Below are 13,783 nucleotides of genomic sequence, written 5' to 3'. Positions count from 1 at the left end.
ATGCATGGTGGCCATGTTTGCCCACATGGCGAGATGAGGAAAGGGGGACGCATGAGACTGCTGCTCGTCGAGGACGACGACCACGTCGCCGCCGCCCTGTCCGCGATCCTCGCCCGCCACGGTTTCAAGGTCACCCACGCCCGCAGCGGCGAAGAGGCCCTGCAGGCCCTGCTGCCCGCGGGTCCCGCCGCCGGGGTCACTCCCTACGGGGTGATCCTGCTCGACCTCGGACTGCCCGACCAGGACGGCTACGAGGTCTGCGGCAAGATCCGCAAGCGCACCACCACCCCCGTGATCATGGTGACCGCGCGGGCCGACGTCCGCTCGCGCATCCACGGCCTCAACATGGGCGCCGACGACTACGTCACCAAGCCCTACGACACCGGCGAGCTGCTCGCCCGGATCCACGCCGTGGCCCGCCGCACCGGCGCCTCCGAGGACGGCTCGGCGGCCCCCGCCGGCACCCCCGCCGTCGTCCGCTTCGGCCGCGTCAGCATCGAGCTGCCCACCCGGCGCGTCTGTGTGGACGACGCCGACGTACCGCTGACCCGCAAGGAGTTCGACCTGCTCGCGCTCCTCGCGCAGCGCCCCGGCGTGGTCTTCCGGCGCGAACAGATCATCAGCGAGGTCTGGCGCACCAGCTGGGAAGGCACCGGGCGCACCCTCGAAGTGCACGTCGCCTCGCTCCGCTCCAAGCTCGCGATGCCCGCGCTCATCGAAACCGTCCGCGGAGTGGGCTACCGGCTCGTCGCCCCGCCCGCCCCGTCCGCCCCGCCCGCTCCCTAGCGGGGGCCGACCGTGCGCACCCGGCTGCTGCCCCTGCTCGTCGTCCTGATGGCGGGCACCCTGCTCGCCCTCGGCTTTCCGCTCGCGGTGAGCCTGGCCGCCGCGCAGCAGCAGCGGGTGGTCGTCGACCGGATCGACGACAGCGCCCGCTTCGCCGCCCTCGCCCAGTTCGTCATCGACTCCGAGGGGTCCGGGGACACGGGCGCCGACGACCGCCGCGAAACCCTCCAGCTCGAACTCGCCCGCTACCAGGGGCTGTACGGGATCCGCGTCGGCATCTTCTACCGCGACGACAACGCCATGGCCCGCGCCCCCGGCTGGTGGCAGCTCCCCGAGACCGGCGAGGGCAGGCGCGCCTTCGAGGAGGCCCTCGCCGGCCGGCGCAGCCACGACCCCGCCCAGGTCTGGCCCTGGCAGCGCGGCGGGAAGCTGCTCGTGGCCTCCCCGGTGGTGCTCGACGGCGACGTCGTCGCAGTCGTCGTCACCGAATCACCCACCGATCAGATGCGCGCCAGCACCCTGCGCGGCTGGCTCTTCATCATCGGAGGACTGGCCGCCGCGATGCTCGTCGCCTTCGGGGCGGCGCTGCGGCTCACCAGCTGGGTGCTCAAGCCCGTACAGACCCTGGACGCGGCCGCCCACGGGATCGCCACCGGGCGGATGAACTCGCGCGTCGCCGCCGGCGGCGGTCCGCCGGAACTCCGCCGCCTCGCCCGATCGTTCAACGAGATGGCCGACAACGTCGAAGAGGTACTGGAGCAGCAGCGGGCGTTCGTCGCGGACGCTTCCCACCAGCTGCGCAATCCGCTCGCCGCGCTGCTCCTGCGCATCGAGCTGCTCGCCCTCGAACTTCCGGAGGGCAATGCGGAGATCGCCTCGGTGCGCACCGAGGGCAAGCGCCTGACCCAGGTCCTGGACGACCTGCTGGACCTGGCGCTGGCCGAGCACACCTCCGCCGAGATCAGCCTCACCGACATCGGCGAGCTGACCGGCGAGCGCGTCGCCGCCTGGCGCCCGCTCGCCGAGGAGAAGGGGGTCCGGCTGACGGAGGAGGGCCGCACCGCGGTCACCGGCTGGGCCGACCCCATCGCCCTGTCCAGCGCCCTCGACGCCGTCATCGACAACGCCCTCAAGTTCACGCCCTCCGGCGAGGAGGTGCGGGTGTCGGTGACCGCCGAGGGGCGCTCGGTCCTCGTGAGCGTCGCCGACCGGGGGCCCGGCCTCACCGAGGAGGAGCTGGCCCGCGTCGGCGACCGGTTCTGGCGCAGCGGCCGCCACCAGAACATCAAGGGCTCGGGGCTGGGCCTGTCGATCTCCCGGGCCCTGCTGGCCGCGGGCGGCGGGTCCCTCTCGTACGAGACGAACCCGCCGCACGGGCTGCGCGTCACCGTCACGGTGCCCCGCACCGGACCGCACGCGGGCTGACGGGCACTGTTCGCACTGCGCGGCCCGGTGGTGGTGTCACCAGGCGTAGCCGGTAGCGGCCGGTTCCGAGGCCGTGAACAGCTCGCCCACCGCCCGCACCTCGAAGGCGGCGCGCGCCTCCTGGCCGGATCGCTCCAGCCCCGGCACGTACAGGGCCGTACCGCAGGTGCCGCCCAGGAAGCGCCGGGTCCCGTCCGCGAGCACCCGGTACAGCTCGTAATGGCGCACCGCGCCGGGCGCCCGCTGCCAGGACAGCCGCAGCGAGACCTTCGCGCCCTCCCGGGCCGCCGCGTCCACCCGTGCTCCGCCCGGCGCCGCCGGCCGCTCGGGCCCGTCGGCCACCGCGAGGGACCCGAGCCGCCAGCGCACCGCGCCACCGCCGATCCGGGTCAGTCGGACCGCCAGCCCGTACGCCGTCCTGCCGGCCAGCGCGGACAGCGACACCCGGGCGGTCCGCCAGCCCTGCCCGCTGCCGGGTGCCTGCGCCTTCAGCCAGGTGTACGGCACGGCCGCGCCCGGCTTCGACGGTTCGCGGACGGCCACCCCGACCTCCACCTCCACCGCGCCCGACTCGTTCCGGTACACCAGCTCCAGCACGCTCGCGCCGGTCAGCGGCAGCCGCGTCGCGTGCAGGCCGACGGTGGCCGGAGCGCCCAGTGCCCCCGCGACCAGCAGGCTGGAGCCGCCCCGCCAGGCGTCCGCGAAGTCCAGGGTCACGGTGGGCCGCGCCCCGCTGCTCTGCACGACCCAGCGGCGGCCCGGCAGCCGGTCCTGGAGCCCGAGATGGTTCCAGGGGGTCGGTGAGGTGACCGCGCCGTTCTCGTACCAGCGCACTCCGTGACCCGTGTTGAAGGTGGTCGCGAAGGGCAGGGCGGTGACCGTGGAGCGATCGGCGACCACGGTGGCCGGAGCCCGCCAGGCGCTGCCCGTCGCCGGCCGGGAGGGGTCGAGGGACTCGCCGGTCCAGAACCGGTCGTCGGCCGCGTGGAAGGCGCCGGGGGAGCGGTCGGTGAGGTGGTTGCGGGTCCACTCGGGCCGGTAGAAGCCGTAGCTGACGACGTGGTCGCGCCCGCGCGGCACGATCGCGTCCCACCCGGGATCCGTGGTCCAGCCCCCCGATTCGACGTCGACGCCCGCCCACAGCTCGTAACGCCCGCGACCGAGCTGCCCGGCGAGGGTGCCGGAGGAGGCCAACGAGCCGGCGCTCCAGCGGAAGTCGACGAACATGGTGTCGGAGACCTTGCCCTGGCGGTCCTCGAAGAACTCCTGGTTGAGCTGGTCGAGGGCGCCCCGCCAGCCGACCCGGCCGGTGCTGTTCATCGCGTCGTACCAGGTGATCCGCAGCCCCTTGGGCTCCCCGGCCGCGCGCAGCGCGCGCAGGAACCCCCGCATCCGCGTGGCCAGTTCGCTGTCGCCGCCGTCGGTCTCGGCATTCACGAACCAACCGTCGAAGCCGTACGTCGCCGCCACCTCCGCCAGCTTCTCCGCGATCGGGTAGCGGCCGAGGGAGTCCTGCTGCACCAGGTCGCGGGTCCAGCGCAGGTCTCCGCCGTAGGCGACCGGCGGCAGGAAGACGTTGCCCAGCACGCGGACGCCGTTGCGGTGCGCGGCGTCGATGACCGGTGCGTTGGGGGCCAGCACGATGCCCTCGCCGGAGGAGCCGCCCCAGAAGACCAGCTCGTCGAGGTACGCCCAGTGCGTGAGCGCGTAGTAGTCGGCGCCGGCACTGCCCTGCGAGGGGTTCCCGGCCGTCGGCCCGAAGGAGACCAGCGAGGAGATACGGGCCTGCCCGGCCCGCGCCGTCGTATTGGCCGCCACCGGCGTGAACCGCGCGGCCAGCGGCACGGTCGCGGTGTTGTGGGCGAGGTCGGGGTCGGTCTCGGGCCGCCACTGCTTCAGCGAGCGCCACACGATCCCGGCCCCGGGACTGCCCGCCGGGAGCGAGTCCGGGAACCAGTACGAGGCGTACGGGGCCTGGTCCCCCGCGGCGGCGAGCGGCGCCCGGGTGGCCGCGGAGGCGACCGCCCCCGGGCCGGACACGCCCAGCAGCGCACCGGCCCCGGCCCCGGCGCCCGCGAGCAGCAGCCCGCGCCGGGTGGGACGTATGGAACCGGGAGCGGAGCCGGGGGTGGAGGGGGCGGTGGAGGTGGCGGTGGGGCCGGGGACGGGGTCGGGGGCACCGGAACGAGCGTCGACGGCGTTGTCGGTCTCGGACATGAGGTCTCCTCAAGAGGGGGAGGGGGAGGGGCGGTGCTGTGCTGTGCGGGTGGTCCCATGCCGTGCGGGTGGTGCTGTGCGGGTGGTGCGGCTCAGGTGGTGCCGTGCGGGTGGTGCGGTCAGTGGACGTCGGCGACGTGCAGCACCTCGGTGATCCCGCGCGCGGCCAGGTGGGCCCGGTCCTCGGCGTGGTCGGCCAGGACCACGGCGGGGCGCACGCCCCGGGCGGCCAGCACGGCCCAGGCTTCGAAGAACGCGCCGCCGGGTGCGCACACCGAGCGCCGGGGTGCGGCCAGCGCCCCGCCGACATCGGCCACCAGCGCGGTGGACCGCACCGGCGGGCGGTGCTCGCGGCCCCGCCACTCCTTGGCGATCCGCGCGACGGACTCGCCCGCGGGCTTGGTGGTGCGGTCGTTGGTGAGCAGGCCGAGGCCGTACTCCAGCTCCGGGAAGTCGGCGAGCTCGCGGCCCACGTCGTGCGAGCACCACCAGGTCACGCCCCAGAGGTCCGGGCAGTCCAGGGCGTTGGCCACGGTGGCCTCGGTGAAGGCCGCGGCCTGCGCGGGCAGGATCAGCGGGGCGGGGGCGCCCACCTCCTGGAGCCAGACCGGGCGGTGCGGATCCGTCGCCCAGGCCTTCGACATCTCGATCATGTAGGCCGCGTGGTGTTCGGTCGCCGTTCCGGTGGGGCCGTGGCGCTGGGCGGTGCCGTTGAACACCCAGGAGTGGACGGCGGTGGCCGCGCCGAGCCGGGCGGCCTGCGCCACGGTGAAGGGGTGCTCGTCCTGGTACCAGGCCGCGTCGTATTCGGCGTGCAGGTGGAACTTCCCCGGCGCCCCGCGCTCGCAGGCCGCCAGCATCCGCTCCAGCCAACGGTCCGCCTGCTCGCGGGTGATGCGGTCCGGGTCGGGGTGCGGGTCGCCGGAGAACTGGTTGATCTCGTTGCCGACCGTCATGCCGAGGAAGTGCGGCCGGTCGGCGAGGGCGGCGGCGAGTGTGCGCAGGTACTCCTCCTGCCCGGCGACGACCTCCGGGTCGTCGAAGATGTTGCGCCGGTGCCAGGTCCGCGTCCACGCCGGTAGGAAGTCGAAGCTCGACAGGTGGCCCTGGAGGCCGTCCACCGCGACGTCGAGGCCGCGCTCGCCCGCCGCGTCCGCCAGCTCGACGAGCTGCTCCACCGCGCGCGGCCGGATCAGGGTCCGGTTCGGCTGGAAGAGCGGCCACAGCGGGAAGACCCGTACGTGGTCCAGGCCGAGGGCCGCGATGGAGTCGAGGTCGGCCTTCACCTCGTCGAGGTCGAAGTCCAGCCAGTGGTGGAACCACCCCCGGGTCGGGGTGTAGTTCGCGCCGAACCGGAGGCCGCGCGGGCGGTGGCCGGGGGCCGGTGCGGCGGGGGCGGCGGCGACGGGGGCGGGGACGGGGACGACGGGGACGGCAGCGCGGTGCATGAGTGTCCTGGAGTCGGAGGAACCGGGGCGTCGCGGGGTTCGGGAATTCCCCCCGGTGCCCCACGCTGCCGTCCTCCGCAGGGGAAAGTCAACAGGGCCCATAACCGTGAACGTCCCGTCATCGGGGGCGCAAAGTCCCTGACCTTTGGGAATCGGGTACTTATGCGCTTCAGTCCCGTTGACAGGCGGGTCGTCAGGAGTGAAGCTGATGCGACTAATGCGCTTTAGTTCGAGCTTGTCAATGGTCCCACAAGGAAGTGTGCGGAATATGGACAGCGGTAGGGACAGCGGTAGGGACAGCCGTAAGGGCAGCGGTATCACGGTCACGTCCGTCACCACCCCGGCCCTCTTCACCGGAGCGCCTGCCGACCCGTGCCAGGTGATCCGGGTCAGGATCCGTCGGGCCCGGCCGGCCGGGCCGCTGTACGTCGGGGTGCACGGCCCCGGCGTCACCACCCCGCACCCGCGGATCGTGCGCGCCCACACCGAGGGGCCGGCGGAATCCACCGTCGAGGTGGCCGTCCGCACGCCCGGGGCCGCACCCGGCCAGCGGCTGCCCGCGACGGTCAGGGTGACCACCGCCGACGGCCGCCCGCTCGCCGAGCACCCCTTCCGTCTGGCCGTCGCCGAACCCGGCTGGACCGTGCGCCTGGTCCCGCACTTCCACTACGACCCCATGTGGTGGAACACCCAGGCCGCCTACACCGCCCTGTGGGACGCGCCGACGGCGCCCGGCGCCCCCGCGCCCGGCTGGGAGTACATCGGGGTCCCGGCCTTCACCCTCGTCCCGCTGCACCTCCAACAGGCCCGCGAGGACCCGGCGTACACCTTCGTGCTCTCCGAGGTGGACTACCTCAAGCCCTGGTGGGACAGTCACCCGCAGGACCGCGCCGAGCTGCTCGGGCTGATCGCCGCGGGGCGCGTGGAGATCGTCGGCGGCACCTACAACGAGCCCAGCACCAACCTCACCTCGGCCGAATCCACCGTCCGCAGCGCCGTCCACGGGTTGGCCCTGCACCGCGACATCCTCGGCGCCGACCCGCGCACCGCCTGGCAGCTCGACGTCTTCGGCCACGACCCGTCCTTCCCCGCCCTGATGGCGGGCGCGGGTCTGGACTCGGCCGTCCTCGCCCGCGGTCCCCACCATCAGTGGGGGCCGATGATGGACACCTGGGGCGCGCCGCTGCGGCCGCCCACCGCCATGCAACTGCCCGCCGAGTACGAGTGGATCGCGCCCAGCGGTGAAGGGCTGCTGCTGCACTACCTGCCCGCGCACTACTCGGCGGGCTGGTCCTCGCAGGGCGCGCCCGACGCGGAGAGCGCCGCCGAGCAGCTGCTGGACCTCTACGAGCTGCTGCGCCAGAGCGCCGCGACCCGCAACGTCCTCATCCCCATGGGCACCGACTTCTCCTGGCCGCACCGCTGGGGCCTGGACGTCCAGCACGCCTGGAACCGCCGCTACTGCTGGCCACGCATGGAACACTCCGGCCCGCGCGCTCACTTCGAGGCCGTGCGTGCCGAACTCGCCGCGCGCGGCGAGGAACCGCTCCCCGTCACCCGTGAGATGGGACCCGTCTACACCGGCAAGGACGTCACCTACGCCGATGTGAAACAGGCTCACAGGGCTGCCGAGAACCTCGTCGAGGAAGCCGAGACCTTTGCCGCTCTGGCCTGCGCCGAAGGCCTCGCCGACTACCCGCGCCAGACCCTCGACAAGGCCTGGCGTCACATCCTCCATGCCGCGCATCACGACGCCGTCACCGGAACCTTCTCGGACCAGGTCTACCTGGACCTGCTGCCCACCTGGCGCGAGGCCCACGACCTCGCCGAGAAGGTGCGGGCGCAGGCCCTGCGGGTCCTGACCGACGCCGCCGACACCCGCGCCCCCGTCTCCCACCACGCCCGGGACCTGCCGCGGGCTCCCCTCGCCGTCACCGTGCACAACCCGCTGTCCTGGACCCGTACCGACCTCGTCCGCGCCACGGTGGACCTCGCCGCCCTCGGCCCCACCGGCCCCGGATCCGAGGGGGCCGGACCCTCAGGCCCCGGACCCTCAGGCCCCGGATCCGCGGGGGCCGGCGTCGACCCGTGCCGGATCGCCGTGTGCGACGACGAGGGCCGCAGCGCCCCCGTGCACCTGGAGGCCGTCGCCGACGGGACCGCCGAGCTGGTCTTCCTCGCCGCGGACGTGCCACCGCTCGGCCACCGCACCTGGTGGCTCGTCGTCGTCCCCGCCGCGCCCGCCCCCGGCGGCCCGGCCCGTTCCGGCGGCTGGGCACCCGCAGCCGGACACGTCATCGAGAACGAGGCCTTCCGCGCCGAGGCCGACCCCGGGCGCGGCGGCGGTCTGGCCCGCCTGCTCGACCGGCGCACGGGACGCGAACTGCTGGCCGAGGGCCAGGTCGACGAGCTGGTCGTGCAGGACGAGTACGCCCAGCACCCCCATTTCGAGGAGGGCCCCTGGCACCTGCTGCCCCGCGGCCCCGGCACCGGTTCGGGCGCCGAACCCGCCCTCACCTGCCATGCCGAGCGGGGTCCGCTCGGCGCGCGGATCGTGGCCACCGGCCGTACCGGACCTCTGCGATGGACCCGCACCACCACCCTCTGGGACGGCCTCGACCGGGTGGAACTCACGACCCGGGTCGACGCGTTCGAGGGGAGTGACCAGTTGGTGCGGCTGCGCGTCCCCGCCGATGTGCCCGGCGCCCTCCCGGTCGCGGAGACCGCGGCTTCGGCCGTCGGCCGCGGCTTCGCCTTCCCCGGGGCCGACACCGGCGCCGACCACACCCGGGCACCCTGGACCCTGGACAGCCCCTGCCTGAACTGGTTCGCGCTGTCCTGCACCCTCCGCGCGGCGCTGACCGGCCCCGACGGGGACGCGGTCGGACGGCGGGCGCTCGGCGCGGCCGAGATCGTGCTGCCCGACGCGGGCGCTCCCGCGCGGCTGCGCGAGCTGGTCACCGCCCTCGGGCGCCGTGGGGTCACGACCACCCCGACCCGGCCGCGCGGGCCGCGGTGGGGGGACCTGGCCGTCGACAGCAGCCTCCCCGACGTCCGGATCGCCCTCGGCGGGCCCGCGGAGAACGCCTTCACCGCTCAGGTCCTGGCCGCCTGCGACGGTGCGTACGCCGAGGCCGTCCGCGACCATCCCGTCGTGTGGGTCCCGGCCCGGGCGGCGCTGCGCGAGGTGTGGCGGCCCGGCTGCGACCTGACCGGCCTGCGCGACCTGCCCGTCCTGGTGGTCACGGGGGGCGCCGGTGACCTCGCGCACGCCCTCGCCGAGGCCGGCCGGATCGACGCCCACCACCCGCTCCCGGCCGAGGGGGCCGCCGAACACACCGCCTTCGAGGACCGCACGGTCGCGCTGCTCGGCCGGGGCACTCCCGGCTTCGCCGTCGACACCGAGGGCCGCCTGCACGGCTCCCTCATGCGCTCCTGCACCGGCCGCCCCAGCGGCGCCTGGATGGACCCGCCCCGGCGCACCGCCCCCGACGGCAGCTCCTTCCAGCTCCAGCACTGGACCCACGTCTTCGAACACGCCCTGGTCGCAGCCGAAGGCGACTGGCGGGCGGCCGATCTGGTGCGCAGGGGACGCGCGTTCAACAAACCGCTCACCGCCGTCGTCACCGGGCCCGGCGCGGGCCCGAACCCGCCCGCCCGCTCCCTCCTCGCCGTGGAACCCGCCGACCGCGTCCTGGTCGAAACCGTCCAACGGGCGCCCGGCCGGGGAGACCTCGCCGTGCGGCTGCGCGAGATCCACGGCCGCCCGACCCCCGTGCACCTCCTCGCCGATCGCCCCGCCGACCACCTCGCCGATGGCCCCGTCGAGGCCGACCTCCTCGGCCGTCCCCTCGGCCCCTTCCCCGACCGGATCCGCGGCGGCGCGACCACCACCGTCCTGCTCCCGGCCCGCTCCCCGAGCCCGGAGCAGACCGGGGAGGAGGAGCCCCATCAGCCGGTGTTCAGCCGCTACTGGCTGCACAACACGGGCACGGCCCCGCTCGGCAACGCCCCCTACACCGTCACCGTCGACGGCGCCCTGCGCGAAGCCCGGGTCACGCTCGCCGCCCACGGCGCGGGCGGCCGGGTGCGCCTGGAGGTCCACCCGCCCGAAGGGTGGTGGACGGCCTGGCGGGTCCACGACGCCGAGCTGCCCGACGGCGGGCACGTGCGGCGGACGCTGGCCGTCGCACCCGGTCCGGCGGCAGCGCCCGGTGACCACCTGGTCCGGGTCGTCGCCCACACCCCGGCGGGCCGCTTCGAGGACGTGCTGACCGTGACCGTGCCCGGCGGCGAGATCCCGGCCGGGCTGTGGGTGGCCGCCCCCGACGCCGAGGTGGCGGTCACCGCGGGCGCGCGGGCCGTCGTACGGGCCACGATCGGCAGCACCGGTACGCGGTCCCCGCTGACGGGACGGGCGTATCTGGCGTCGCCGCACGGCACCCGGCGGCTGATCGGCCCCGCCTCGCTGCCCCTGCACGTGCCCGACGGGGCGCCGGCCGAGCTGGAATTCGAGGTTCACCCGCCGCCGGGCACCGCGCCGGGGACGTACTGGGCCGCGGTCAAGGCGGTGTGCCAGGGCAGGATCGCGTACGGTCCGGCCATCGCCCTGCACGTGGCGGCCGCCTCCCCGGCGCCGCCCGCACCACTCGAACTACTCGCACCGCACGCACCACTCGCACCGCACGCACCCGAAGGATGACGAGGCAGGCCATGGCCCGCAGACCCACCATCAAGGACATCGCCCGCCAGGCCGGAGTCTCCGAAAGCGCCGTGTCCTTCGCGCTCAACGACCGTCCGGGGGTCTCCCAGGACACCCGCGCCAGGATCCGGCGCGTTGCCGAGGAGCTGGGCTGGCAGCCCAACATCGCGGCCCGCGCCCTGTCCGGCGAGCGTTCCGGCGCCGTCGGCCTGGTCCTCGCCCGCCCCGCGCACACCCTCGGCGTCGAATCGTTCTTCCTCCAGCTGGTGGCCGGGATACAGGAGGTCCTGGCGGCCCAGCGCACCGCCCTGCTCTTCCAGGTGGTCGACGACCTCGACGCCGAATGCGCCCTCTACCGCCGTTGGTGGGCCGAGCGGCGCGTGGACGGAGTGCTCGTCGTCGACCCGCGGACGGACGACCCGCGCCCCCGGCTCCTCGACGGGCTGGGCCTGCCCGCGGTCACGGTCGGCGCGCCGGGCGGCCCGGGGCCCGCGGTGCTCTCCTCGGTGTGGGCCGACGACGCGGGGGCCATGGCCCGGATCCTCGACCACCTGCACGCCCTCGGCCACCGCCGGATCACGCACGTCGCCGGACTGCCCGGTCTCGCCCACACCGCCCGGCGGATCGCCTCGCTGCGGGCCGAGGCCGACCGGCGCGGGCTCACCGCGGCCGAGGTCTCCTCGATCACCACCGACTACTCCGACGCGCAGGGCGCCGAGGCCACCCGGCGGGTGCTGCGCGGACCGCTCCCGCCGACCGCCCTCGTCTACGACAACGACGTGATGGCGGTCGCCGGGCTCGCCGTCGCGGCCGAGGCCGGGATCGCCGTCCCCGGGCGGCTCTCGGTGGTCGCCTGGGACGACTCGGCGCTGTGCCGGGTCACCCACCCCCGGCTGACCGCCCTGGTGCGGGACACCGCGGGATTCGGCCGGCTCGCCGCCGAGGAACTCCTCGCCGTCCTCGCGGGCGGGCCGCCGCGCGCCCGCCAGGGGGAACAGCCCAGGTTGGAGCCCCGCGAGAGTACGGCCCCGCCGACGGCGCCATACTGACGTACGAACCCCAGGAGCCTCCCGTGACCACTCCCACGTCCGCCTTCCCCGCGCCCCGCCTCGCGGCCGCCCAGGCCGCCGGGCCGACCGTCGCCATCGATATCGGCGGGACGAAGATCGCCGGCGCGCTGGTGCACGCCGACGGCACGATGACCGCGACCACCCGGCGGCCCACCCCGGGCGCGGCCGATGGCGAGGCCGTGATGGCGGCGGTGGCCGAGGTGGTCGCCGAGCTCGCCGCCTCCCCGCTGTGGTCCTCGGCGGTGCGGTGCGGGATCGGCAGCGCGGGACCGGTGGACACCTCGCGGGGCACCGTCAGCCCGGTGAACATCGGCGCGTGGCGGGGGTTCCCGGTCCTGGACCGGGTGGTCGCCGAGCTGGCCCGGCACGGGGCCGACCTGCCGACCGTCCTCGCCGGCGACGGCGTGGCCATGACGGCGGCCGAACACTGGCTGGGCGCCGCCCGCGGGCACGCGAACGCCCTGTGCATGGTCGTGTCCACGGGCGTCGGCGGCGGACTGATCCTGAACAACCAGCTCCACCCCGGTCCCACCGGCAACGCCGGTCACATCGGCCACATCAGCGTCGCCTTCGACGGCGAACCGTGCGCCTGCGGCGGCCGCGGCTGCGTGGAGTCCCTCGCCTCCGGCACCGCCATCGCGCGCCGGGCCCTGGAACAGGGCTGGACCCCGGCCCCGGGGGGCGACCGCACGGCCGCGGGCGTCGCCGCGGCCGCTGTGGCGGGCGACCCCGTCGCCCTGGCCGCCTTCGACCGCGCGGGCCGCGCCCTGGCCGCCGCCATCGCGGCCACCGCGACCCTGGTCGAGACGGACATCGTGGTCATCGGGGGCGGTGTCGCGGCCGCCGGGGACACCCTCTTCGGCCCGATCCGCGCCCACCTGGCCTCGTACGCGACCCTGTCCTTCGTCCAGGGCCTCCAGGTCGTCCCGGCCACCCTGGGCACCCACGCGGGCCTCATCGGCGCGGCGGCCTCGGCGACCATGCTCCTGCCGACCGCCCGCGGCTGACCCGAGGGGGCCGATCAGCCCGCCCGGCTTCTGCGGGCCCGCCGGAGGCGGCATCGGCCCCGGCGGTGGTTCCGCTTCAGCCCGCTACGGCTTGACCGACCGGTAGTACCGGCGGGCGCCCTCGTGCAGCTCCAGCGGTTCCGTGTAGATCGCCGTGCGCAGGTCCACGAGCTGCGCCGCGTGCACCTCGTGGCCGATCCGGTCCCGGCTGAGGATCACGGTCCGGGTGAACTGCTCGGTCAGCTCCGGCGCCGTCCGGTCCGTGGTGACCAGCAGGTTCGGCACCGCCAGGGTCGCCACCGCCGAGGTGTTGCGGGCCCGCGCGTAGGCGTCCTGCGGCATGACCGCCGCCCGGTAGTAGTGCGTCGGGCTGCCGCCCTTCTGCAGCTCCGGCACCAGGTCTCCGAGCGGCACCAGCCGGATCTCGTAGCGCTCCGAAAGCCCCCGCACGGCACTGGTCGGCAGCCCGCCCGACCAGAAGAACGCGTCGATGCGCCCGGCCTCCAGCTCCGCGGGCATCGTGTCGATGCCGATGGGCACGGCCGTGAGGTCCCGTGCCGGATCCAGCTTGGCCGCCGCCAGCATCCGATCGGAGATCAGCCGGACCCCGGAACCGGGCTGGCCGACCGCGACCCGCTTGCCCCGCAGGTCCTTCGTCGACTGGATCTTGGAGACCGCCGGGACCACCAGCTGCACGTAGTCGTCGTAGAGCCGCGCGACCCCGCGCAGGTGCTCCGCCCCCGGCTTCCCGTCGCGCTTGTACTTGGCCACCGCGTCCGCCGTCGCCACGGTGAAGTCCGCCTGGCCGGCCGCCACCCGCTCCAGGTTCTGCTGGGACCCCTCGCTGGTCACCAGGCGTACGTCGACCCCCGGCACGTCGGTCGCCAGCGCCTGCTGGAGCAGCTCCCCGTAGCGCTGGTAGACCCCGGTGCGCACGCCCGTGCTGAAGACCAGGGTCCCCCGCAGCTCCGCCTTCCCGAAGGGCCACAGCCACCAGAGCAGCACCCCGAGGACGGCCAGCACGGCCACCAGGCCCCGCACGGCGCGGCGCCTGCCGATCTGGTCCGGTGCGAGGGGCATGGCCGCGATCCTGCCAGCCGACCGGCGTCCTGTCACGGCGCGCCGACC

Annotated in this window: 8 protein-coding genes; 5 read left to right on the top strand and 3 right to left on the bottom strand. The window is 75.1% G+C overall.

The annotated features are described in order from the left end of the window. Window positions 1–51: 51 nt before the first annotated feature. Both ACIBEA_RS17860 and ACIBEA_RS17855 read left to right on the top strand, forming a co-directional pair. The gene (locus tag ACIBEA_RS17860; protein WP_399261856.1) at window positions 52–786 is read left to right on the top strand and encodes a response regulator transcription factor; all 735 of its coding nucleotides are present in this window, start codon (window positions 52–54) and stop codon (window positions 784–786) included. Window positions 787–798: 12 nt separating this feature from the next. Beyond that, window positions 799–2,211 carry an ATP-binding protein gene (locus ACIBEA_RS17855; protein ID WP_399261854.1) on the top strand — a complete coding sequence of 471 codons (1,413 nt, stop codon included), beginning with the start codon at window positions 799–801 and terminating at the stop codon, window positions 2,209–2,211. A 36-nt stretch (window positions 2,212–2,247) separates the two neighbouring features. Here the strand turns inward: ACIBEA_RS17855 and ACIBEA_RS17850 are convergent, their stop codons facing one another. Together ACIBEA_RS17850 and ACIBEA_RS17845 are read right to left on the bottom strand one after the other, a co-directional pair. Next, window positions 2,248–4,317, bottom strand: a complete 2,070-nt coding sequence (locus ACIBEA_RS17850; RefSeq protein WP_399261960.1) for an endo-beta-N-acetylglucosaminidase — start codon at window positions 4,315–4,317, stop codon at window positions 2,248–2,250. A gap of 230 nt (window positions 4,318–4,547) precedes the next feature. Then, window positions 4,548–5,876: a glycosyl hydrolase gene (locus tag ACIBEA_RS17845; protein WP_399261852.1), complete on the bottom strand. Its 1,329-nt coding sequence runs from the start codon at window positions 5,874–5,876 to the stop codon at window positions 4,548–4,550. Window positions 5,877–6,144: 268 nt separating this feature from the next. Here ACIBEA_RS17845 and ACIBEA_RS17840 point away from each other — a divergent pair, with 268 nt between their 5' ends. The 3 genes from ACIBEA_RS17840 (at window position 6,145) to ACIBEA_RS17830 (ending at window position 12,655) form a co-directional block, all read left to right on the top strand. Then, on the top strand, window positions 6,145–10,578 hold the full coding sequence (locus ACIBEA_RS17840; RefSeq protein ID WP_399261850.1) for an NEW3 domain-containing protein: 4,434 nt from the start codon (window positions 6,145–6,147) through the stop codon (window positions 10,576–10,578). Between the two features lie 11 nt (window positions 10,579–10,589). Further along, the gene (locus ACIBEA_RS17835) at window positions 10,590–11,627 is read left to right on the top strand and encodes a LacI family DNA-binding transcriptional regulator (protein ID WP_399261848.1); all 1,038 of its coding nucleotides are present in this window, start codon (window positions 10,590–10,592) and stop codon (window positions 11,625–11,627) included. Between the two features lie 95 nt (window positions 11,628–11,722). Further along, window positions 11,723–12,655 carry an ROK family protein gene (locus tag ACIBEA_RS17830; RefSeq protein WP_399261958.1) on the top strand — a complete coding sequence of 311 codons (933 nt, stop codon included), beginning with the start codon at window positions 11,723–11,725 and terminating at the stop codon, window positions 12,653–12,655. An 84-nt stretch (window positions 12,656–12,739) separates the two neighbouring features. Here the strand turns inward: ACIBEA_RS17830 and ACIBEA_RS17825 are convergent, their stop codons facing one another. Next, window positions 12,740–13,735, bottom strand: coding sequence for a TAXI family TRAP transporter solute-binding subunit (locus tag ACIBEA_RS17825; protein ID WP_399261846.1), 996 nt, complete (start codon window positions 13,733–13,735; stop codon window positions 12,740–12,742). Window positions 13,736–13,783: the final 48 nt, after the last annotated feature.

This window comes from Streptomyces sp. NPDC051555 (assembly GCF_044454405.1).
Lineage (GTDB): Bacteria > Actinomycetota > Actinomycetes > Streptomycetales > Streptomycetaceae > Streptomyces.
The sequence above is the reverse complement of the archived record's forward strand: the minus strand, read 5'-3'. Positions and strand labels throughout refer to the sequence as shown.